Origin of the sequence: Aeromicrobium piscarium (assembly GCF_007421815.1) — a bacterium.
Classification (GTDB): Bacteria; Actinomycetota; Actinomycetes; order Propionibacteriales; family Nocardioidaceae; genus Aeromicrobium; species Aeromicrobium piscarium.
Genome location: NZ_VLNT01000026.1, coordinates 13,302 through 33,420 on the forward strand (window position 1 = coordinate 13,302; position 20,119 = coordinate 33,420).

The following is a 20,119-nucleotide window of genomic DNA, read 5'->3' on the forward strand; positions in this document are numbered from 1 at the left end:
GCCTCACTGTAGATCCACACGACGGTCCAGGGCGAGGTCGTCGAGGAACCGCTCGTCGTGGCTCACCAGCAGGAGCGCCCCCTCATAGGACTCGAGCGCCTCCACGAGGTGCCGAGCGCTGGCAAGGTCGAGGTTATTGGTCGGCTCGTCCAGGATGAGCAGCTGAGGTGCGGGCTCGGCCAGTAGCAGGCAGGCGAGGGTCGCACGCCAACGCTCGCCACCGGAGAGCGTGTCCGCGAGTTGGTCGGCGGTCCGCCCCCGGAACAGGAACCGCGCAAGCTGGGACCGGACAGTGGTCAGGTCCGCCTCGGGAGCGAAGCGACGCACGTTGTCCACCACAGACATCCCGGGGTCGAGGAGGCGTAGGTTCTGCGGGAGATAGCGCATCGGCACGAAGATCTCGCAGGTCCCCTCGGTCGCCCGATCGGCGCCGATGAGGACGCGCAGCAGCGAGGTCTTCCCGATGCCGTTCGGCCCGGTCAGTGCGACGCGCTCGGGCCCGCGCAGATCGAGATCGAGGTGGGCCTCGCTGTGTTCCGCCCGGACTCCCTCGGCCATGAGCACGCGCCGGCGCGACGGCACCCGGGTCGCGGGCAGGTCGACACTGATCTCGCGGTCCTTGCGGACCTTGTCTTCGGCGTCGTCGAGGGTCGAGCGGGCCTCGGTCAGCCGATCCTCGTGCATGCCGCGCAGCCGTCCGGCGGTCACCTCGGCGCGCCGCTTGTACGTGTTCGCGATGATCGGCGGGATGTCTCGATTGTGCTGCTTGCCGTGGCGATCGCGCCGGGCCTGCTTGGTCTGTTGCTCGGCGAGCTCACGCTGCTGACGCCGGACATCCGAGGCCGCCGCCGCGACGGCGCGAGCGGCTGCCTCCTGCTCGACCTCGATCGCTGCCTCGTAGTCGCCGAAGCCGCCGCCGAACCAGCGCAGCTCGCCCTCGCGCAGCTCGGCGATGTCGTCCACGCGTTCCAGCAGCTCGCGATCGTGGCTGACGACGACCAGGGTGCCGGCGAAGCCGTCGACCACAGCGTAGAGACGCTCACGCGCCCGGCGGTCGAGGTTGTTGGTGGGCTCGTCGAGCAACAGCACCGAGGGCCGGCGCAGCAGCAGCGCCGTCAGGCTGAGCAGGACGAGTTCGCCCCCGGACAGCGAGCCCACGGACCGGTCGAGGCCGAGGTGGTCCAGTCCGACGCGACCGAGCGTGGCCTCGAGCCGTTCGGCGATGTCCCAGTCGTCGCCGACGGCGTCGAAGTGGGCCGGATCGACCGATCCAGCCTCGATCGCGGCGATAGCCGCGAGCGTCGTATCGACGCGGAGGAGCTCGGCCACGCTCCGCCCAGGATCCGCCGCGGGGTCCTGGGGCAGGTAGGCGAGCTCGCCGTCGGCCTGCACGTGACCAGAGGTCGGAGACAGGTCCCCGGCCAGCAGTCGCAACAGGGTCGATTTGCCCGATCCGTTGCGGCCGATGAGGCCGTGGCGGCCGGGGCCGATCGCGAGGTCGAGATCCGCGACGACGGGAGTGCCGTCGGGCCAGACGAAGGTGAGATGGGTGGCGGTGAGGGAGATGGGGCGCATGGGCATCCTCGAAGGGTCCAGAGAGAAAAAGGGGACGCGAGGAGACGCTGCGCGGTGATGAACCGGTCGTGAGCAGAGGTCGACGAGGGCGCCGGCGGATCGCGGCGCAGGTCTCGGACCTAGAGCTTCACGGTGATGGATACCTCGTGATCGGGAACGGTTCGCCGACAGTCTAGTGGATTGCGGCAGAGGTGGGAAACCGCCGGTTACTGTGAGCCGATGTCATCTCGTCGACGCCCTTGGCTCGCCTTCTGGGGAGCACTGCTGCTCTGGTCGGGGCTTGCCTGCACCGCCCTGTTCGCGGCGGCCGCCGTCTGGCTGCTCGTCGACGGATCCCAGCCCTCCTGGATCATCCTCGCGGTGACGGTGCCCATGGGCCTCGTCGGCTGGTGGCTGATCCGCCGCAGTGGCGTACCGGTCGGCGAGGCGCTCAATCTCTGAGCCGTCGGGCGGGCGGAGGCGCGGTTCACCGAGGAGACATCCAAGGTTCGCGAGGGCGTAGTCCGGTGTCCGAGGCGGGGTCGCCGGGGATCGCCAGAGTGAGGTCGTTCTTTGCCGACCCACCTCTCTCTAGGAGCACTTTCCGTGTTGTCCCAACGACGTGCCGCGGCCCTGGCGGCCGCGGCGGTCATGGCACTGGTGCCGAGCGTGGCAGCCGCCACGCCGGCCGGGCCCCCGCCGCCACCGTCCATCGAGCTTCCTCCACCGGCACCGGCAGCCCCGCTGTCGGGAGTCCTCGTCAGCGAGGTCGCCTCCGGCGGGCCCGGTTCGGCGGAGAACTTCATCGAGATCACCAACTACGGAACGGCTCCCACGGATGTGTCGGGCTGGAAGATCTTCCGCTGTGGCCAGACCGGCGACGGTTATGGCCCGCAGGCGGTCATCCCCGACGGCACGATGCTCGCTCCGGGGGAGCAGTTCACCGCCGTGCGGGAGGGCGGAGACCTCGATGACGGCCGCACCGGCGACATGACGTACTCGACGAGTCTGCATTCCTTCGGCTTCGGCGCCTTCCTGCAGGACGCGCGCGGTCGCACCCTCGACCGCGTCGGTTTCTACCACGAGAACATCGACAGCGACTGCCGCAATCCGGTGAGCCTGCAGCACCAGGCGAGCTGGGCGCACAGCCAGTCCCATCAGCGGGTCGGCCTCAGCGGCGATGTCACGAAGGACTGGATCGTCGCGGGCCGGACGCCGGGTGAGAAGAACGCCACGGAGTGGGAGGACATCACCACCGACAGCGACATCGTCATCAGCGAATACGCACCGGGCGGACCGGCCGGCTACAGCGATGACTTCATCGAGCTCGCCAATGCCGGCGATCGTCCCGCCGACATCAGCGGCTGGAAGGTCTGGCGCTGCGGCGACAACGCGCAGACGTACGCACAGTCCCATGGACTGCCCGAGGGAACCGTGCTCGAACCGGGGGAGGTCTTCACGCTCGGCCGCTCCGGCTCGCCGACTCCCGCGGATCTCCGCTACTCGACCAGCGTGCACTGGATCAACTCCGGGGCGATGGTTCTGACCCCCGATGAGCGCATCGTCGATCGTTTCAGCATGTACGCGGACCGGGTCTCACCGTGCACCGATGGCACCGCGAAGGCGATGGACATCTCGGTCCTCGACGGCGAGAGCTACCAGCGGGTCGGACGCACCGGTGACAATGCCGAGGACTTCCGCGCCGCGCGGCGCACCCCCGGCGAGTGGCCGGCACCCGAGGAGCTCACCGATGTCGAGATCGCCGACTCGCCGCATGCGGGCTCGCTGCAGATCACCGAGATCACCGGCAGCGGCCCCGCGGGGAACAGTGACGAGTTCATCGAGCTGACGAATCTCGGTCAGGATCCCGTCGACCTCACCGGATGGAGGCTCCACCGCTGCGAGGGCACCGGCCGCATGGCCCCCGATCCGCAGGTCGCCGACCTCGGACGCACCCTCGCCCCCGGTGAGACCTTCGTCGCCGCGCACCGATCCTCGACCATCGAGGCCCCCGACGCGACCTACCGGACCGGCCTCAACGAGGCTGACGGATACGGAGCCGTGGTCGTCGACGCCGAGGGGGCCCGCGTCGACGGGGTCGGGGTCTACGACACGGTCCGGCAGGACCACTGCGGACGCGGGCTGACCGCTCAGAACAATCTCAAGGCCGACACCGGCGAGACCTATCAGCGTGCTCGTTCGACCGGCGGGAGCTACGACGACTTCGTCAAGGCCGAGCGCAGTCCGGGTGAGTACGTCGATCACGCCTGGCACGATCCGGCGACACCGCGGGCGGGCCAGCTCGATCCCGCTACCGTCGAGCGCTCCTACCGTCCGGGGACCCCGGTCACCACGGCGGACGGTTCCGAGCCGCACGAGGACGGCACCCTGCGGACCGCGGTTCGGACCGAGCACGCGACCAGCGCCGAGCTCGAGGTCAGCTTTCGATCGGCCACACCGGTCGCTTTCGACACCGCGGCGACGCGCATCTGGGCCGGCACGACCGGCGAGGTCCCGCCGCCGGCCCGGGAGATCGACGGTGAACGGCAACTGGCGCCGACCGATGCGCTGGTGACCGAGGGCGGCACCGGGGACTATCCCTTCCAGCGCTTCGAGATCGCGGTCGAGGAGGTGCCGGTCGAGGGGCTCGAAGTGGTCTGGAACGGCCGCACACAGGACCGCAACGAGATCCAGCTGTACGGATGGAATCCGTCCGCTGAGCAATGGGAGCTGGTCACCGCGGGCGAGCCCTCCGCCGACGGCGATGTGGCACTCATCGGCCGCATCCCCGAGGCGATGGTGACCGAGGACCGCGCGGACATCCTGGTGATCGACGGGCCCCGTACCAAGGGCGGCCTGTTCGACGAGGTGAGCGTGACCGACGGTGCCTTCGCCGATCCTGGCATCTACGATGCGGCGATCAACCACATGACCGACACCCAGTTCTACTCCGAGGGCTTCGTGGGGGTCTTCACTGACATGGTCGCGTGGGTCGTCGCGAATGCCGATGCCCGCAAGATCGCCTACAACTCGCTGACCGGCGACATTATCGAGAACTGGATCGGGGGCAACTCCGATCCGGTGCGTGCCCGCCGCGAGTTCGATGACGCATCGCGGATCGTGGGGCTGATGAACACCGCCGGGGTGCCGAACGGCGTGCTCCCGGGCAATCACGACAACCTGTGGGGACGCAACAACGACCTCTACAACGAGTACTTCGGCCCCGGGATGTTCGAGGGCCAGCCGTGGTGGGGCAATAGTTGGCGCCCGGGCGACAACAGCGCGCACTACGACTGGTTCGAACACGACGGCACGAAGTTCCTGGTCGTGAACCTGCCCTACCGGCCGTCGGACGAGCAGATGTCCTGGGCCTCCGCGGTCGCGCGGGCCAACCCGTCGTACAACGTGGTCCTCGCTACGCACTCGTATCTCTACACCGACGGGACGGTCGAGGACGTCGATCGGCGCCACACCGCGCGAGGGCGTGCCATCTGGGACACCGTCGTGGCACCGAATGACAACGTGTTCCTCGTCATCGGCGGGCACTACCACGGTGTCGCGACCAATCTGGCCGATCCGGTGACCGGCGACCGGGTCGACGTGACGGAGCTGAACGAGTCCACGGTCGTCGTCGACGGAGTCGGTCAGGGCAAGCGACGTGTGGTGGAGATGTTGGCGGACTACCAGGGCTACCGCTCCACCCAGCCCGAGGCGCGCAGCGACCTCCACGACCGCGACACCGGGTTCCAGCGGCTGCTGCAACTGGATCTCGATGCGGGCCTCATGGGTGTCAACGCCTACTCGCCCACCCTGGACAGCTTCGAGGCATGGAAGTACGACGAGCCGGACTTCCGTGGCGAGAAAGCGCGCTACGGCCCTGAGGACGACGAGTTCGTCGTGCAGCTGTCGTTGACGCGGCCGACCTCGTTCTCGACCACGAACTGGCTCGTCCAGGGCACCTCGAGCGAGGAGAGCCGCGAGAAGGCCCGGGCCGGCGAGATCGTGGAACATGTCTGGGAGCCGGAGCAGGCCGGCCTGAACTGGTATGCGGTCAGCTCGGTCTCCGAGCGCCAGAGCGAAGGGATCTCGGCCCTCGACGCTCGCGAGCGCGCCGCCGAGGGTGCGCTGCTGGAGGAGCGGGTCGAGGAACAGATCGTGCCGATGGCCCAGGCCGATCCGTATCCGGCTCAGCGGGCGGAGCTTCCGGCGCCCCCGCAGGAGTCCGAGCCCGAGGCGGCGCCGGAGCCGGAGACGGTCCCCGAGCCCGAGGTGACGCCGGAACCGGAGCCGTCCCCGGACGCGTCGGCCGAGCGGGTGGAACCCGCACCGGAGGAGACGCCGCGGGAGTCTCAGGAGACGTCCGCTCCGCCGGCCGAGGCCGAGCCGGTGTCACCGGACGAGTCGTCGGACCGACGGATGCAGGCGCTCGTCGAGCCTGCCGCCGCGGCGGGACCGATCGTGGCCACCGTTCCGGTGCTCCTGGGCGCCCAGGGCGAGCCGGGACCGCCGGTCGATCCGGGCGTGCCCGGCGAGCCCGGCGGGCCAGACGATCCAGGACAGGACCCGGGTACGTCGGTACCAGGGGGTCCCGGTGGTGCCGGCGAGCCTCCAGCCGCGGACGACACGGCCGCCGCGGATCGTCCGAGCCGGTCGGGGGACCGGAAGGGCGTGAGCGGGCTGCTGCCGGGCACCGGCAGCCCCGTGGGTCCGCTGCTGATCGCGCTGGGACTGGGTGCCGTGAGCTGCGGTGCCTGGGCCTGGCGCCGGCGACAGGCCTGAGCGAGATGGTGGGGGCGGGGCGGCGAGGTCGCTCCGCCCCCACCGCGCGTCTCCTACCATCTGGAACATGACCGATCGTCCCGCTCGCGCCCGTGAACTCGGCCTCGAACCACATCCGGAGGGCGGTTGGTTCCGCCAGACCTGGAGGAGCGAGGTCGAGGTGACCGTGTCGGACGGCCGTGTGCGGCCGACCGCGACCCTGATCTGGTTCCTGCTGCCGCCGGGCGAGTCGTCGGCCTGGCACCGGGTCGCCTCCGATGAGATCTGGCTCGCCCACGATGGCATCGTCGAGCTGCAGTTCGGTGGCGACGGCGATCAGCCGGTGGCCGGCGAGGTGGCCCGGGTGTCGACCTCGGAGGACACGCAGGTGCTCGTGCCGGCCGGGGTCTGGCAGCGGACGCTGCCGGGGACGACTGAGGCCCTCGTCAGCTGCCTGGTCTCGCCCGGATTCGACTTCGCCGACTTCGAGCTGGCATGACCGAGATCTGGTTCGACGAGCGTGACGACGCCGATGTCTTCATCGCGGGCCTCGATCGGGACGTGGAGCCCCGCCGGGTCGGGTTCGCGGGGGAGGAGGACGACGAGGACCATGCCTGGGTCGTCGTCCTCGACGATCCCGATGCCGACACGATGGGGCGCGCCGACGAGCTCGGCGGCTGGGTGCCGCAGGCCGAGAGCCCGAGTGCGCCTGCCGCGCCCCTCGATCTCCCCGCTGCTCCCCGGCGCCTCAAGAACCCCTGACCCGACCGTTGGGCGGTGACTTACGCACCTCTCACGCGAAGGAGCGGTGGGCTACGCACGTCTCGCCGTTGTTGAGAGGTGCGTAGACCACCGCCCACGGGACGGAGACGTGCCTAACTCACCGCTCCCGGGTGAGGTGGGTGCGCAGGAAGTCGACCTGCAGCAGCTTGAGATTCTCGGCGACCGTCTCCTGCGGGGTCATGTGGGTGACACCGGACAGCGGCAGCACCGTGTGCGGCTTGCCGGCCGCGAGCAGGGCCGAACTGAGCCGCAACGTGTGCGCCGCCACGACATTGTCATCGGCGAGGCCGTGGATGAGCATGAGCGGACGCTCCAGCCGGTCGGCCAGGGGCAGCAGCGAGTTGGCGTCGTAGACCTCGGGCTGTGTCGACGGGTCGCCGAGATAGCGCTCCGTGTAACAGGTGTCGTACAGCCGCCACTCGGTCACCGGGGCCCCGGCGACCGCGGCGTGGAAGATATCGGGCCGCGCCAGCACGGCCAGTGCTGACAGGTAGCCGCCGTAGGACCAGCCGGTGATGCCCACCCGGGACGCGTCCACCCGCTCGCCGTAACGCTCGGCCACAGCGTGCACCGCATCGACCTGGTCGGCGAGGGTCACCCCGGCGAAGGAGTCGAGGATCGCCCGGTCCCACTCGTGGCCGCGGCCACCGGTGCCGCGGCCGTCGGCGACCACGACGCAGAAGCCCTGATCGGCGAGCCACTGGGCTTCGAGGAACATCCGGGCCGAGGCCATGACCCGCTGCGCGTGCGGTCCGCCGTAGGGGTCCATCAGGATCGGCAGCGACGAGCCGTCGTGCTCGCGGGGGAAGAGGACGGCGGCGCGCAGCTCCCGCTCCCCGAGCCGCACGAGCTCGACCTCGGGATGGAAGGGCGGCTGCTCCATCACCACCTCGAGGCGCCCGGGCGTGTCGTCCCCGGCATGCACGAGCACCTCGGGCACCGACGAGGCCAGCGTCGCGCGGGTGATGACGGTAGTGGGGCCGCCCGCGACCGCCCCGTGGACGCCCTGCCCCTCGGTCAGCGGCGTCGCCGAGCCGTCGTAGCCGAATCGCACGACCTGCACCTCGGTCGGCTCCTGGGAGGCGGTGGCGATGACGGCATCGTCGTAGACGCCGACCAAGCCACGGATCTGCCAGGAGACATCGCTGATCGCATCGCCGTCGACGACGATGCGCCGCCGGTCCTCCCGGTCCTCGGCCCAGACCAGCCGGCCGCCGGGCCCGTACTGGGGCGTGACGGTGAGGTCTACCCACGCGTCGTCGGCGAGCTCCGCGAGCACCGTCGTCGCGCCGGTCTCGACGTCGACCGAGAGGATCTGGCTGCGGCGCTGGTCGCGGCTCAGCACGTGGATGACCGGGCTGCCGTGCTCGGTCCAGGAGACCCGGCCGAGGTACTCGAAGGTGTCGCGGTCCCACTGGATCTCGGTGCGCGAGCCGTCCAGAGACACGTGCCAGAGCGTGACCTCGGCGTTGACGGTGCCTGCCGCGGGATACCGCTGCTGGATACCGGGTCGCTCGGGATGCTCGGGATCGCTGATGTGCCACACCGGCACGGGGGCGTCGTCGGAACGCTCGACCAGCAGGGAGCGGCCGTCGGGTGCCCACCAGAAGCCGCGGTAGCGTTCCATCTCCTCCGCGGCGATGAACTCGGCCTGTCCCCAGGTCTGCGTCGGGCCCTCCGGTTCGGCGAGGGCCCGGTCGTCCTCGCCGTCGATGCCGATGACCCGCAGCGCTCCCTCAGAGGCGTAGGCGATGCGGCGACCGGTCGGATCCAGGCGCGGATCGATGACGGAGCCGTGTGCAGGGAGCTCGCGGGTCGACCGGGCGCCGAGATGGGTCGCCCAGAGCCGTCCGGACAGGGGGAAGCACAGCCAGCGGCCGGTCGCGTCGACGTCGTATCCGACGACGCCGGCGGCCGACTCGCGGCTGCGCTCACGTCGCGACTTCTCCTCCGCCGAGAGCTGCTCGCCGTCCTCGCCGAGCAGGGCGGCCGGGTCGACCAGGAGGCTCTCGGTCTGCGTCGCGACGTCGTACTCCCAGATCTGGCCGGTGCGGGTGATGCCGTCGGGCGTGCGGACGAAGCGCACGGTCCGGCCGTCCGGCGCGACCGTCAGGTTGCGGGGGACCCCGAGGGTGAAGCGGACGGTGCGAGCGGCCAGGCGCGGATACGAGACGGTCATGCCCCCATCCTCGCGCATCGTCCCTCACCCGTTGAGTGGGACGTTTGGACGGCTGATTTCCGGTTTCTGCCGTCCAAACGTCCCACTCAACGGGTGGGGGAGTGCTGGGTACTCTGGGGTCCATGTCGCTGCCCGATCGCCGCCTGCTCCTCGTCCACGCCCATCCCGACGACGAGTCCATCAATAACGGGGCGACGATGGCCAGATATGTCTCCGAAGGGGCACACGTCACCCTGGTGACGTGCACGCTCGGCGAGGAGGGCGAGATCCTCACTCCCGATATCGCGCACTACGCGGCCGACGCCGAGGATCGCCTCGGGGAGCACCGGATCGGTGAGCTCGCCGAGGCGATGAAGGAACTCGGCGTCACCGACCATCGCTTCCTCGGCGGACCCGGCCGGTTCCGCGACTCGGGCATGGTCTGGGGCGAGGACGGCAATGCCGCGGCCGGTGAGAACGTGCGCCCGGATGCCTTCTGGGCCGCCGACCTGACCGAGGCCGCCAATCTGCTGGTCGAGGTGATCCGCGAGGTCCGGCCGCAGGTGCTCGTCACCTATGACGAGTTCGGCAACTACGGGCACCCCGATCACATCCAGGCCCATCGCGTGGCCATGTACGCCGCCCAGCTCGCCGGAACGCGCTCCTACCGCCGCGATCTCGGTGCTCGCTGGGAGATCGACAAGATCTACTGGACCGCGATGTCGGCCTCGCACATGCGCGAGGGGCTGATCGCCTTGCGCGAGAACGGCGACACGGCCTTCGAGGACTGGGATCCCGATCAGATGCCGCCCTTCGCCCTCGCCGATGCCGACCTCGACGCCCGTATCGACGGCAACCGCTGGGTCGACGCCAAGCTTGACGCCATGCGGGCGCACGCCTCGCAGATCGCCGTCGACGGCCCCTTCTTCGCCCTCTCCAATAACCTCGGCAACCAGGTCTGGGGCACCGAGTTCTACCGCCTGGCCGTGGGCGAGCGCGGTCCGGTGGGTGAGGACGGGTTCGAGGACGATCTCTTCGCGGGCATCAGATGATCGGTCGCGCCGTCGCCGCCGGTCTCGGTGCGTGGGCCGGCGCGATCGGCGTGGTGGTGCACCGCCAGCGAGACGACCTCGTCGAGATGACGCTGCCGTGGGGCGTGCTCCTCGCCTGGGCGCTCCTGCTGGTGGCGGCGCTGGCGGCTGCCGACCTGGCTCCGCTCGGGCCGGCCTGGGCCGGCGGCGCGTGGACCCTCGTGGTGCTGGCCGTGCAGCTCGGACGCGATGTCTGGATCCAGGGCGATGCACTGGGATGGAGCTTCCTCGGCGGCGGCCTGCTGATCGCCGCCGTCGTCACCGGGTGGACGGCGTACCGGACGTCAGGTTCCACGCCTTAGGCTGGGTGTCGTGTCTACACCCGTCGACCCCACCGCGTTCCGCGGCGCTCTCTCGCGATTCGCCAGCGGCGTGACGGTGATCTCGACGGTGGTCGACGGCGTCGATCACGCGATGACCGCGAGCGCGTTCACCTCGGTATCGCTCGATCCGCCGCTGGTGCTCGTCTGCGTCGACCAACGCAACCGCTTCCACGAGGCCGTCACGCAGGCCAGGGTGTGGGGCGTCTCGATTCTCGCGGAGGAGGGACGCGACGACTCCGCCTGGTTCGCGCATCGGGGCCGGGAGCTGGACACCCAGTTCGAGGAGGTCAAGCACCATCGCGGCTCGACAGGCGTCGTGCTGCTCGATGCCTCACTCGCCTGGCTGGAGTGCGAGACCGCGGAAACGACGGTCACGGGGGACCATACGATCCTCTTCGGACGGGTCGTAGATGCCCGCGTCAACGAGGGCCCGGACGATCCGTTGCTCTATTATCGCTCCCACTACGGCACGATCGTGCGATCCTCGGAGTCGGAGAAGTCGGTCTACGGAGGACCCCAGTGACGAAGAAGACCACGACCACCGCCTCGACGAAACGTCGCCGCCGGTGGCCCTGGTGGACGCTCGGGGGCGTGTTCGCTCTCCTCGCCGCCCTCTACATCGCCGGATACTTCCTCACCGGCTCCCGTATGCCCGCCAACACCACGGTCGCGCAGATCGATGTCGGGGGCAAGACGCCCAGCGACGCCGTGGCCGCCCTGGAGGAGGGCACGGCCGATCGGATCGATGCTCCCATCATCGTCTCCCGCGGCGAACAGAGCTTCGAGCTCGTCCCGGCCGATATCGGCCTCGAGTTCGACGCGGAGGCCAGCATCGAGCGCGCCGGGGGCGGTCGTTCCTGGGATCCGCGACGCATGGTGGGCCTGATCTTCGGCGATCGCGACTACCACCCTGTCCTCACGGTCGACGACGATCAGCTGGCCAGCGCGGTCGACACGATCGCCGAGACCGTCGATCAGCCGGTCGTCGAGGCGTTCATCTCCTTCCCCGAAGGGGCGCCCGAGCCGCGTGAGCCCGAGGCTGGCGAGCTGGTCGAACACGAGCCGTTGGCCGAGGCGATCCGCACCTCCTATCTGATGAGCGACGATCCGGTCGACATCCCGGTCGAGACCGTCGAGCCGCAGGTCGACAGCGAGGGGCTCGCCGAGGCGATGTCCACGATCGCCGAGCCGGCGGTCAGCGCACCGGTCACGCTCAATGTCGGGGACCAGTCGATCGACCTGCCGGTCACCGCCTACACACCGGCGCTCACCGTCGAGGTCGAGGACGGTGCGATGGCCGCCAAGATCGACGAGGAGGCCCTGGCCGAGCCGTTGACCGATTCCACGACCGGAATCGGTGAGAAGGCCGTCGACGCGGTGATCTCCATCGAGAACGACACCCCCGTGATCACCCCGAGCCAGCCCGGCCTCGGTCTCGATCCGGCGACGATGGCCGCGGAGCTGCTGCCCGTCATCACCGAGCAGGGTGAGGCCCGGGCGATCACGGTCGAGGCCACTCCCGTCGAGCCCCAGTTCACCACCGAGGACGCCGAGGCGCTCGGGATCACCGAGAAGATCTCGACCTTCAGCACCAACTACCCGCACGCCGACTACCGCAACATCAACCAGGGGCGTGCCGCCGAGATCCTCAACGGCACGCTGTTGAAGCCGGGAGAGACGTTCAGCTTCAACGACACCGTCGGCGAGCGCACGGCCGCGAACGGTTTCGCCACCGGCGTGGTCATCAACGGCGGGGTCTTCCGCGAGGAGATGGGCGGCGGCGTCTCCCAGGTGGTCACCACGACGTACAACGCCGCCTTCTTCGCCGGGTTGGAGGATGTCGAGCATCATCCGCACGCCTTCTACATCGATCGCTATCCGGTGGGTCGTGAGGCGACGGTGTACTACGGAAGCCTGGATCTGCGCTTCAAGAACTCTCTCGACAACGGCGTGTTGATCCGCTCGTACATCTCACCGAGCGCTCCGGGGTCCCAGGGCACGATCACCGTGGAGATGTGGGGCACCAAGCAGTACGACATCGAGGCCGGTGAGTCGCCGCGACGCAACTTCCGCCAGCCGGGCACGCGTTACGACGACACGGGCGCGTGTGTCCCGCAGGCGCCGACCCAGGGCTTCGACATCGACATCATCCGGATCTTCCGCCAGAACGGCCAGGAAGTGAACCGGGAGACGGTCACCGCGAACTACCAGGCCGCCGATCGGGTGGTCTGCGGTCCGCAGCCCGGGGGCGACGACTGACGATCGTCAGGACGGCGGCCGCAGGTATGCGTACGCGTGGTGTGTCGTGAAGCCCAGAGGCGCGTAGACCGCGAGCGCTGGGGCGTTGTCCTCCATGACCTGCAGATAGGCCTTGTCAGCACCCCGTTCCGCGGCCCAGGCGAGACAGCCGAGCACGAGCCTTCTGGCGAGTCCGCGCCTCCGGTGGCCGGGCTCCACCTCGAGCGCGGTCAGTCCTGCCCAGGTCCCGGTCACCACGACACGGGCGATGGCGACCTCGTCGAGCGTCGCGAAGGCGACCCGATCCGGCCCTTCGAGTACGGCGCGGGCCAGAGACGGGTCCTCGACGCGTCCGTAGCGGCGCAGCCAGCGATCACTGGCGGTGGGCGAGAACTCGATCGCCGGGTCGTGGGCGACTGGTCCGATATCGGCGACCTGGACGATGGCGCCCGGGCGGGGGCCGCGGATCGACTCCCAACCGGCGTCGATGAACCGCCGCTCCCAGGCTGAGTCCACGATGACCTGGACGAGCGGGGCGATCTCGTGGTGCGCAGCGAAGTCGATGACCCGCGCCGTGGCCTCGGCGAAGGGGACTCCCGGGTCGCCGTGCACGGCCGCGGAGTTGGCGCGTCCGGTGAATCCGCCGGCGGCTCGTAGCTCCCAGTCGCCGAGCGGCTCGCTGACGACGGCCGGCCAGCCCCGCGAGGTGATCCGCGTCAACGCGTCGGCATCGATCGCCACGGCCGGCTGACGTCGGCGCGGGCGGAGGGGCACGATACGCGCGGCGACGATCCGGTCGGTCCGGAGCTTCGTCCGGCTGCCGTCACGGCGCTCGAGGACCACGCTGTCCGCCTCGACGGCCACGAGCACGCCGATCGTGTCGGTGGCCTCCGGACCTCCGCTGGGACCCTGACCCCCTGTGAGACTGCGCACACTGAGGCGCTGCCCGATCTGCTCGCGTCCGAGGGAGTTCCGCACGGTGCCCACGATGACAGGTCGGCCCATGTCCCCGGCGGGTATCCATAAGGTGGACCTGCGCTGCGGGGCCGGTGGCGTCCGCGCGATACTGGTGGGGACTGTTCCGAAGGAGTTTCCGTGACTTACGTGATTGCCCAGCCGTGTGTCGACCTCAAGGACCGTGCCTGTGTGGACGAGTGTCCTGTCGACTGCATCTACGAGGGCAACCGCATGCTCTACATCCACCCCGACGAGTGTGTCGACTGCGGTGCCTGCGAGCCGGTGTGCCCGGTCGAGGCCATCTTCTACGAGGACGACACGCCGGAGGAGTGGAAGGAGTACTACGACGCGAACGTGCACTTCTTCGACAAGCTCGGTTCGCCCGGTGGAGCGGCCAAGATGGGCGTGATCGACGACGATCACCCGTTCATCGAGGCACTGCCCCCGCAGAATCAGGACTGATCGCGCGGTGCCCGCACCGGTCTCCTCGCGCTTCCCGGACTTCCCCTGGGACACGATCCTCGACGCCAAGGCGGCTGCCGGCGCGCATCCGGGCGGGATCGTCGACCTCTCGGTCGGCACTCCGGTCGACGACACGCCGCGGATCGCTCAGGACGCGCTGCGTGCGGCCTCGAACTCACCGGGATATCCCACCGTCCTCGGCCCGGAGTCCCTGCGGCAGGCGGCGGTGGACTGGCTGGAGCGTCGCTTCGCGATCACCGGGGTGACACCCGATGCCGTGCTGCCGACCGTCGGCTCCAAGGAGCTCATCGGCAATCTGCCGATGCAGCTGGGCTTCGGCCCCGGCGACACCGTGGCCTTCCCGAGCCTCGCGTACCCGACTTACGAGGTGGGCGCGCGGTACGCGGGCTGCACGCCGGTCGCGGCGGACAGCACCGTGGCCTTCGGGCCGTCGGCGCCGCAACTGCTGTACCTCAACTCTCCGGCCAACCCGCACGGACAGGTGCTCGGCGCCGATCACCTGCGCAAGGTCGTCGAGTGGTGTCGTGAGCGCGGCACGCTGCTGGTCAGCGACGAGTGCTACCTGGAGTTCGTCTGGGAGGGCGAGCCCGCGTCGATCCTGCACCCGGAGATCAACGGGGGATCGCTCGACGGACTCCTGGCCGTGCACTCGCTGTCCAAGCGGTCGAACCTGGCGGGCTATCGCGATGCCTTCGTCGTGGGAGACCGAGGGATCGTCGCCGAACTGCTGACGCTGCGCAAGCATCTCGGCTTCATGCTGCCGCGGCCGGTGGCGGTGGCGATGGAGGCGGCCCTCGGCGACGACGCCCACGTCGACGAGCAGCGTGCGCGCTATGCCGCCCGCCGTGGCGTGCTGCGCGCGGCGCTGGAGGGCGCGGGCTTCGAGATCTCTCATTCGGAGGGCTCGCTGTACCTGTGGGCGACCCGCGGCGAATCGTGCCGGAGCACTGTGGAGTGGCTCGCCGAGCGCGGCATCCTCGTCGCACCGGGCGACTTCTACGGCCCGGCGGGTGGCCAGCACGTGCGGGTCGCCTTCACGGCGACCGACGAGCGAGTCGCCGCCGCCGCCGAACGCCTCGCCTGACACAGGATTCCGTTGGCCCGTGGAAGGCCAGCCTGATCGAGGCTCGTCGTCTCCGATGCAGCCGTGGTGGTTGCCGGCCCACCGCGATGTGGTCAGGCCGCTGCGCGGTGGACGGTCAACCGTCGACGCCGAGCATCGATCGTCGAGAGCCCCGTGGTGGACCGGGAGGCATCTGTCGTCCTCCTCGGGGTGCCGTGCTGAGGTTCCTCGTGGGTCGAGGATGGCGATTTCGATGCGTTCGGCGACGAGAACGCCGGTGGCACCGATCGTGGATGGCGGCAGCCTGCGCGAGACCGCGACCGTGCCTACCGTGGAGACATGGCACATCTCAGTGACGAGCATCTGAAGGCGGCTCAGGCCGTGGTCGAGCGGGTCGGCGCGTACCAGGAGTCGGCTCCCGATCGGGACACGGCGAAGGAACTCCGCGATGGGTTGGACGAGGCCGGCGTGTCGTTGAGTGATGATGACCTTACGAAGCTGGTCGACGCGATCGACGACCGTGGCGTCGTCGACGTGTCGGAGGTGCTCGGCTAGCGCCTCGCGCCCGGCTATGCCGGTCGTCGTTCCGGACGATAGGGTCGAGACCGCCCCTGACGACGACCGAAAGGACGCCCATGGCTGCGCCCGCCGCCGTGACCGTAGACCGACTCAGCAAGCATTTCGGGCAGGTGAAGGCGGTCGATGACCTCTCCTTCGCGGTGCGACCGGGGGCGGTGACCGGCTTCCTCGGTCCGAACGGCGCCGGCAAGACCACGACGCTGCGGATGCTGTTGGGCCTGATGCGACCCACCTCGGGTCGCGCCCTCATCGGCGACCAGACCTACACCGAGTTGCGCCATCCCGCGCAGACCGTCGGGGCGACGCTCGAGGCGTCGTCCTTCCATCCCGGTCGTTCCGGGCTGGACCACCTGCGCATGTACGCGCCGCAGGTCGGCGTGCCGGACTCCCGCTGCGATGAGCTGCTCGAGCTCGTCGGCCTCGCCGAAGCGAAGAAGCGGCGGGTCGGCGGCTACTCGATGGGCATGCGTCAGCGGCTCGCGCTGGCGTACGCCATGCTCGGCGACCCGTCGGTCGTCATCCTCGACGAGCCCGCCAACGGCCTCGATCCGCAGGGCATCGTGTGGCTCCGCCAGCTGCTGCGCGCCTTCGCCGACGAGGGCAAGACGGTGCTGGTCTCCAGCCACGTGCTGAGCGAGGTGCAGAGCACGGTGGACGATGTCGTCATCGTGGCGAAGGGACGGCTCGTGCACGAGTCGAGTCTGGCCGGTCTGCGCGATCTCACCGAGACCACGACCGAGATCGTCACCCCGACTCCCGATCGGCTGCGCGACCTCGCGCAGCGCCGGGAGTGGAACCTCGAGGAGGCCCCGGGCGCGCTGCGCATCCACGGCGTCGACGAGGCCACGATCGGCGCCGCGGCCTTCGCCGACGGCATCGAGCTGCACCGCTTGGCCGATGTCGGTGTCGGCCTGGAGGAGGTCTTCTTGAGACTCACCGGAGAGCCGACGCAGGGGGTGGGGGCATGACCGCGGCTATTCGCAGTGAGTTCCGCAAGTTCCTGTCCACCCGCATGTGGTGGATCCTCGCGCTGGGCATGTTCGCCTATCTGGCCTTCATCGGCCTGGTCATGGCCTTCAGCTTCGCCCAGGCCAGCTCCATGTCGCAGCAGGACCTGGCCGAGGCGGCCGAGTCCGGTGCCGTGCTGCCCCTGGGCGTCGATGCCGCGAAGATGGCCTATTCGGTCACCAGCCCGCTCGGCTATGTCTTCCCGCTGATCATCGGCAGCCTGCTGTTCACCAACGAGTTCCGTCACAAGACGATCACGCCGACGCTGCTCGTCGAGCCGCGCCGGACGCTGCTCGTCGTCGCCAAGCTCATCGTGGCGGCGATCTTCGGTCTCGCGATCGGCCTGCTGGCCACCCTCGGCACCGTCGCCGGCGCCGCGCCGATCCTGTCCCTGCTCGGTGACGGCGCCTATCTCGGGTCCGGGGCTGTCTGGCAACTGCTCGGATGGTCGGTCGTCGTGATGGCGATCTGGACGATCTTGGGGGTATCGATCGGCGGTCTGCTGACCAATCAGGTGGCGGCGATCATCGTCATCATCGGCTTCACGCAGTTCATCGAGCCGATCGCCCGCGTCGTGGCGAGTGCTGTCGACTGGCTCGAGGGCATCGGCGCGTACCTGCCGGGGGCGGCGGCCGACGCGGTGCTCGGCACGAGCTTCTTCGGCACGATGGCCGAGGGCGACATGCTGCCTCGGTGGGCAGGCGTCCTCGTGCTGGCGGTCTACATCGCGATCTTCGCGGTCGGCTCCCGCCTGATCACCTTGCGCCGCGATATCGGCTGAGTCCGGTTAGATGACGACGGCCCGGCCCCCTGTGATCGGGGGCCGGGCCGTCGTTCTTGGTCGTCAGTTGGCGTGCAGTGCCGAGTTGAGCTCGACGGAGGTGCGGCCCTCGCGGGGGCGGGCCTCCAGGGTTCCGGTCTCGGAGTTGGTGAGGAAGAGGATGCCGTTCGAGCCCGACAGCTCGGCTCCCTTCACGACCGATCCGTCGGGCAGCGTGACCTTGCTGCCGGCGGTCACATAGGTGCCGGCTGCCACGACGCAGTCGTCGCCGAGTGAGATGCCGATACCGGAGTTGGCGCCGAGCAGGCAGCCCTCGCCGACGCTGATGGTCTCCTTGCCCCCTCCGGAGAGCGTTCCCATGATGGACGCGCCGCCGCCGACATCCGAGCCATCGCCCACGATAACACCGGCCGAGATGCGTCCCTCCACCATCGCGGTGCCGAGCGTTCCGGCGTTGAAGTTGACGAAGCCCTCGTGCATCACGGTGGTGCCTGTGGCGAGGTGTGCACCGAGACGGACTCGGTCGGCATCGCCGATGCGCACGCCGGTCGGCACGACGTAGTCCGTCATGCGGGGGAACTTGTCGATGCTGGTGACGCCGACATGGTGTCCGGCGGCGCGTGCGCGAGCCCGGGTCAGCTCGAAGCCGTCCACGGCGCACGGGCCGAGATTCGTCCAGACGACATTGGCGAGCAGGCCGAAGATGCCGTCGAGGTTCTGGCCGTGCGGGCGCACGAGACGATGCGAGAGCAGGTGCAGCCGCAGGTAGACGTCGTAGGCGTCCTGGGGGGCGGCCTGCAGGTCTTCGATCTGCGTGAAGACCACCGCGCGGGTGACCTGGCGGACCTCGTCGTCGCCCGCGGCTCGAACCAGGTCATCGGGCTCGCTCAGCGAGTCCGATGCCGCGCCGAGCTGCGGCTCGGGGTACCAGACGTCGAGGACGGTGCCGTCGGGGGTCACGGTGGCGAGGCCGTAGCCGAACGCACCGGGATGCTCGGGAGTCGTCATGGCCCCAATCTATCGGGCCGTTCGGTGCACGTTGTGCCGGGTTCTGGCCCTCCTACGGCGCCGGCAAGGGCCAGAACCCGGCACAAGTCGGGAGATCAGACGGCGCCGGCGAAATCGTGCTGGCGCCAGGCTTCATAGACCGCGATCGAGGCGCAGTTGGCGAGATTCATCGAGCGGCGCGAGGCGAGCATCGGCAGGCGCAGCTGGTCGGTGACGCGTGGGTCGACGAGGACCTCGGCTGGCAGGCCGGTGGGCTCGGGCCCGAACATCAGGACGTCACCGGGCACGTAGTCGATATCGGTGTGGCGGGTCGTGGCCTGCGTGGTGAAGGCGAAGAGCCGAGCTGGCAGGAGCTGATCGAGGGCGGCGTCGAGGGTCTCGTGCACCGTCACCACGGCGAGATCGTGGTAGTCCAGGCCGGCACGCTTGAGCTTGGTGTCCTCGAAGTCGAACAGCGGGTCGACCAGGTGCAGTTCGGAGCCCGTGGCGGCCGCGAGACGGATCGCATTGCCGGTATTGCCCGCGATACGCGGCTCGAAGAATAGGATGCGGAACACCCCGGCAGCCTACGCCTCGAGCCGGGCGATCCGTCGCGGCAGCCTGCGCCGCTCCCATTCGGCGTAGGCGAGCAGGCCTGCGTAGAGGGGCACAGCGAGCCACAGGACGGGGGAGTCGTCGATGGCAGAGATCACGGTGAGGATGAGGAGGGCTCCGAAGCAGATGCGGTAGAGCCAGGCGGCGCGGTCGTGGTACCAGCGAAGGCGGCGTCGGGCCGCGGCCAGCGTGGCCTTGCGCATGACGGGATCGGTGGGGACGTCACCGCGGGTGACGGCTCTCGTCACCCGGCGTCGTTGGCGGAAGGTGAGCTCGTCCGCACCGTCATCCTCCTGGACACGGAACTCGCGGAGCTGCAGGAGCCCGAGGAGCGCACCGAAGACGAGGCCGGCGACGACTCCCGAGACCACGGCTCGCGCTGCCGTCTGGCCGTCGACGATGCCTGACCAGGCGGCGAAGAAGACGCCGAAGAGGGCCCCGGTGATGGCCGACCAGAGGAGACTCTGACGTGTCGACCAGCGCATGTCTCGACCCTAAGCCAATCGGGCGATGGTGTCCGGTTGACGCGGCGGCTCAGGACCGGCGGTACGTCACTTGAGGGGTGAGGTTGATGGCCTACCTCTGCTCGGGTGCCGGTGACAGGACTCGAACCTGCACGTCCGAAGACACAGGAACCTAAATCCTGCGTGTCTACCAGTTCCACCACACCGGCCCGGACCCAAGGATAGGCGAAAGGGGTACGTGAGGGTGCGAGTGGTGCAATCTCGACCGCGAGTGGTG

19 protein-coding genes and 1 tRNA gene are annotated in these 20,119 nt (G+C 69.5%); 13 read left to right on the forward strand and 7 right to left on the reverse strand.

The window, feature by feature from the left end; all coding sequences use genetic code 11:
* Positions 1-3: 3 nt before the first annotated feature.
* Positions 4-1,575, reverse strand: a complete 1,572-nt coding sequence (locus tag FNM00_RS17550; protein WP_221933804.1) for an ABC-F family ATP-binding cassette domain-containing protein — start codon at positions 1,573-1,575, stop codon at positions 4-6.
* Positions 1,576-1,794: 219 nt separating this feature from the next.
* On the opposite strand from FNM00_RS17550, the gene FNM00_RS17555 reads away from it, so the two are divergent.
* From FNM00_RS17555 to FNM00_RS17570, 4 genes are all read left to right on the forward strand, one after another.
* Positions 1,795-2,016, forward strand: a complete 222-nt coding sequence (locus FNM00_RS17555) for a hypothetical protein (RefSeq protein WP_143914834.1) — start codon at positions 1,795-1,797, stop codon at positions 2,014-2,016.
* Between the two features lie 147 nt (positions 2,017-2,163).
* Entirely contained in the window at positions 2,164-6,333 is a 4,170-nt protein-coding gene (locus FNM00_RS17560) for a lamin tail domain-containing metallophosphoesterase family protein (protein WP_143914835.1), read from the forward strand.
* 67 nt (positions 6,334-6,400) lie between these two features.
* On the forward strand, positions 6,401-6,811 hold the full coding sequence (locus tag FNM00_RS17565; RefSeq protein ID WP_143914836.1) for a cupin domain-containing protein: 411 nt from the start codon (positions 6,401-6,403) through the stop codon (positions 6,809-6,811).
* The gene (locus tag FNM00_RS17570) at positions 6,808-7,074 is read left to right on the forward strand and encodes a hypothetical protein (RefSeq protein ID WP_143914837.1); all 267 of its coding nucleotides are present in this window, start codon (positions 6,808-6,810) and stop codon (positions 7,072-7,074) included. Before FNM00_RS17565 ends, FNM00_RS17570 begins: the two co-directional genes overlap by 4 nt.
* A gap of 118 nt (positions 7,075-7,192) precedes the next feature.
* Here FNM00_RS17570 and FNM00_RS17575 read toward each other — a convergent pair whose 3' ends face one another.
* Positions 7,193-9,274, reverse strand: coding sequence for a S9 family peptidase (locus tag FNM00_RS17575; RefSeq protein ID WP_143914838.1), 2,082 nt, complete (start codon positions 9,272-9,274; stop codon positions 7,193-7,195).
* Positions 9,275-9,396: 122 nt separating this feature from the next.
* Between FNM00_RS17575 and mshB the strand changes: the two genes are divergently transcribed.
* Genes mshB through FNM00_RS17595 form a run of 4 tightly spaced genes read left to right on the forward strand, consistent with a single transcriptional unit; the run spans position 9,397 to position 12,926 of the window.
* Entirely contained in the window at positions 9,397-10,305 is a 909-nt protein-coding gene (gene mshB, locus FNM00_RS17580; RefSeq protein ID WP_143914839.1) for an N-acetyl-1-D-myo-inositol-2-amino-2-deoxy-alpha-D-glucopyranoside deacetylase, read from the forward strand.
* Positions 10,302-10,646 (forward strand): hypothetical protein, encoded by a 345-nt coding sequence (locus tag FNM00_RS17585; RefSeq protein ID WP_143914840.1) that lies wholly within the window; start codon positions 10,302-10,304, stop codon positions 10,644-10,646. The genes mshB and FNM00_RS17585 overlap by 4 nt, the downstream gene beginning before the upstream one ends.
* 10 nt (positions 10,647-10,656) lie before the next feature.
* Entirely contained in the window at positions 10,657-11,190 is a 534-nt protein-coding gene (locus FNM00_RS17590; protein WP_221933805.1) for a flavin reductase family protein, read from the forward strand.
* Positions 11,187-12,926 carry a VanW family protein gene (locus FNM00_RS17595; RefSeq protein WP_143914842.1) on the forward strand — a complete coding sequence of 580 codons (1,740 nt, stop codon included), beginning with the start codon at positions 11,187-11,189 and terminating at the stop codon, positions 12,924-12,926. The genes FNM00_RS17590 and FNM00_RS17595 overlap by 4 nt, the downstream gene beginning before the upstream one ends.
* Before the next feature lie 6 nt (positions 12,927-12,932).
* On the opposite strand, the gene FNM00_RS17600 is transcribed toward FNM00_RS17595, so the two are convergent.
* Positions 12,933-13,883 carry a GNAT family N-acetyltransferase gene (locus tag FNM00_RS17600; protein ID WP_185973224.1) on the reverse strand — a complete coding sequence of 317 codons (951 nt, stop codon included), beginning with the start codon at positions 13,881-13,883 and terminating at the stop codon, positions 12,933-12,935.
* A gap of 117 nt (positions 13,884-14,000) precedes the next feature.
* On the opposite strand from FNM00_RS17600, the gene fdxA reads away from it, so the two are divergent.
* The 5 genes from fdxA (at position 14,001) to FNM00_RS17625 (ending at position 17,776) form a co-directional block, all read left to right on the forward strand.
* Entirely contained in the window at positions 14,001-14,324 is a 324-nt protein-coding gene (gene fdxA / locus FNM00_RS17605; protein ID WP_143914844.1) for a ferredoxin, read from the forward strand.
* 7 nt (positions 14,325-14,331) lie between these two features.
* The gene (gene dapC / locus FNM00_RS17610; protein WP_143914845.1) at positions 14,332-15,429 is read left to right on the forward strand and encodes a succinyldiaminopimelate transaminase; all 1,098 of its coding nucleotides are present in this window, start codon (positions 14,332-14,334) and stop codon (positions 15,427-15,429) included.
* A gap of 318 nt (positions 15,430-15,747) precedes the next feature.
* Positions 15,748-15,963, forward strand: coding sequence for a hypothetical protein (locus tag FNM00_RS17615; RefSeq protein WP_143914846.1), 216 nt, complete (start codon positions 15,748-15,750; stop codon positions 15,961-15,963).
* An 80-nt stretch (positions 15,964-16,043) separates the two neighbouring features.
* Positions 16,044-16,955 (forward strand): ATP-binding cassette domain-containing protein, encoded by a 912-nt coding sequence (locus tag FNM00_RS17620; protein ID WP_143914847.1) that lies wholly within the window; start codon positions 16,044-16,046, stop codon positions 16,953-16,955.
* Entirely contained in the window at positions 16,952-17,776 is an 825-nt protein-coding gene (locus tag FNM00_RS17625; protein WP_143914848.1) for an ABC transporter permease, read from the forward strand. The genes FNM00_RS17620 and FNM00_RS17625 overlap by 4 nt, the downstream gene beginning before the upstream one ends.
* A gap of 63 nt (positions 17,777-17,839) precedes the next feature.
* On the opposite strand, the gene dapD is transcribed toward FNM00_RS17625, so the two are convergent.
* The 4 genes from dapD to FNM00_RS17645 all read right to left on the reverse strand — a co-directional run bounded on the left by dapD (position 17,840) and on the right by FNM00_RS17645 (position 20,051).
* Positions 17,840-18,784 carry a 2,3,4,5-tetrahydropyridine-2,6-dicarboxylate N-succinyltransferase gene (dapD, locus tag FNM00_RS17630; RefSeq protein WP_143914849.1) on the reverse strand — a complete coding sequence of 315 codons (945 nt, stop codon included), beginning with the start codon at positions 18,782-18,784 and terminating at the stop codon, positions 17,840-17,842.
* 95 nt (positions 18,785-18,879) lie between these two features.
* On the reverse strand, positions 18,880-19,341 hold the full coding sequence (locus FNM00_RS17635) for a tRNA (cytidine(34)-2'-O)-methyltransferase (protein WP_143914850.1): 462 nt from the start codon (positions 19,339-19,341) through the stop codon (positions 18,880-18,882).
* A 9-nt stretch (positions 19,342-19,350) separates the two neighbouring features.
* A complete protein-coding gene (locus FNM00_RS17640; protein ID WP_143914851.1) occupies positions 19,351-19,863 on the reverse strand; it encodes a hypothetical protein in 513 nt (170 codons plus the stop codon).
* Between the two features lie 106 nt (positions 19,864-19,969).
* Positions 19,970-20,051, reverse strand: a tRNA-Leu gene (locus tag FNM00_RS17645).
* Between the last annotated feature and the right edge of the window lie 68 nt (positions 20,052-20,119).

Excerpts from the sequence above, each read along its gene's own strand:
- FNM00_RS17550 (WP_221933804.1), bottom strand. The coding sequence starts at position 1,575 with ATGCGCCCCATCTCCCTCACCGCCACCCATCTCACCTTCGTCTGGCCC.
- FNM00_RS17555 (WP_143914834.1), top strand. The coding sequence starts at position 1,795 with ATGTCATCTCGTCGACGCCCTTGGCTCGCCTTCTGGGGAGCACTGCTG.
- FNM00_RS17565 (WP_143914836.1), top strand. The coding sequence starts at position 6,401 with ATGACCGATCGTCCCGCTCGCGCCCGTGAACTCGGCCTCGAACCACAT.
- FNM00_RS17570 (WP_143914837.1), top strand. The coding sequence starts at position 6,808 with ATGACCGAGATCTGGTTCGACGAGCGTGACGACGCCGATGTCTTCATC.
- FNM00_RS17575 (WP_143914838.1), bottom strand. The coding sequence starts at position 9,274 with ATGACCGTCTCGTATCCGCGCCTGGCCGCTCGCACCGTCCGCTTCACC.
- mshB (WP_143914839.1), top strand. The coding sequence starts at position 9,397 with ATGTCGCTGCCCGATCGCCGCCTGCTCCTCGTCCACGCCCATCCCGAC.
- FNM00_RS17585 (WP_143914840.1), top strand. The coding sequence starts at position 10,302 with ATGATCGGTCGCGCCGTCGCCGCCGGTCTCGGTGCGTGGGCCGGCGCG.
- FNM00_RS17615 (WP_143914846.1), top strand. The coding sequence starts at position 15,748 with ATGGCACATCTCAGTGACGAGCATCTGAAGGCGGCTCAGGCCGTGGTC.
- FNM00_RS17620 (WP_143914847.1), top strand. The coding sequence starts at position 16,044 with ATGGCTGCGCCCGCCGCCGTGACCGTAGACCGACTCAGCAAGCATTTC.
- FNM00_RS17625 (WP_143914848.1), top strand. The coding sequence starts at position 16,952 with ATGACCGCGGCTATTCGCAGTGAGTTCCGCAAGTTCCTGTCCACCCGC.
- dapD (WP_143914849.1), bottom strand. The coding sequence starts at position 18,784 with ATGACGACTCCCGAGCATCCCGGTGCGTTCGGCTACGGCCTCGCCACC.
- FNM00_RS17640 (WP_143914851.1), bottom strand. The coding sequence starts at position 19,863 with ATGCGCTGGTCGACACGTCAGAGTCTCCTCTGGTCGGCCATCACCGGG.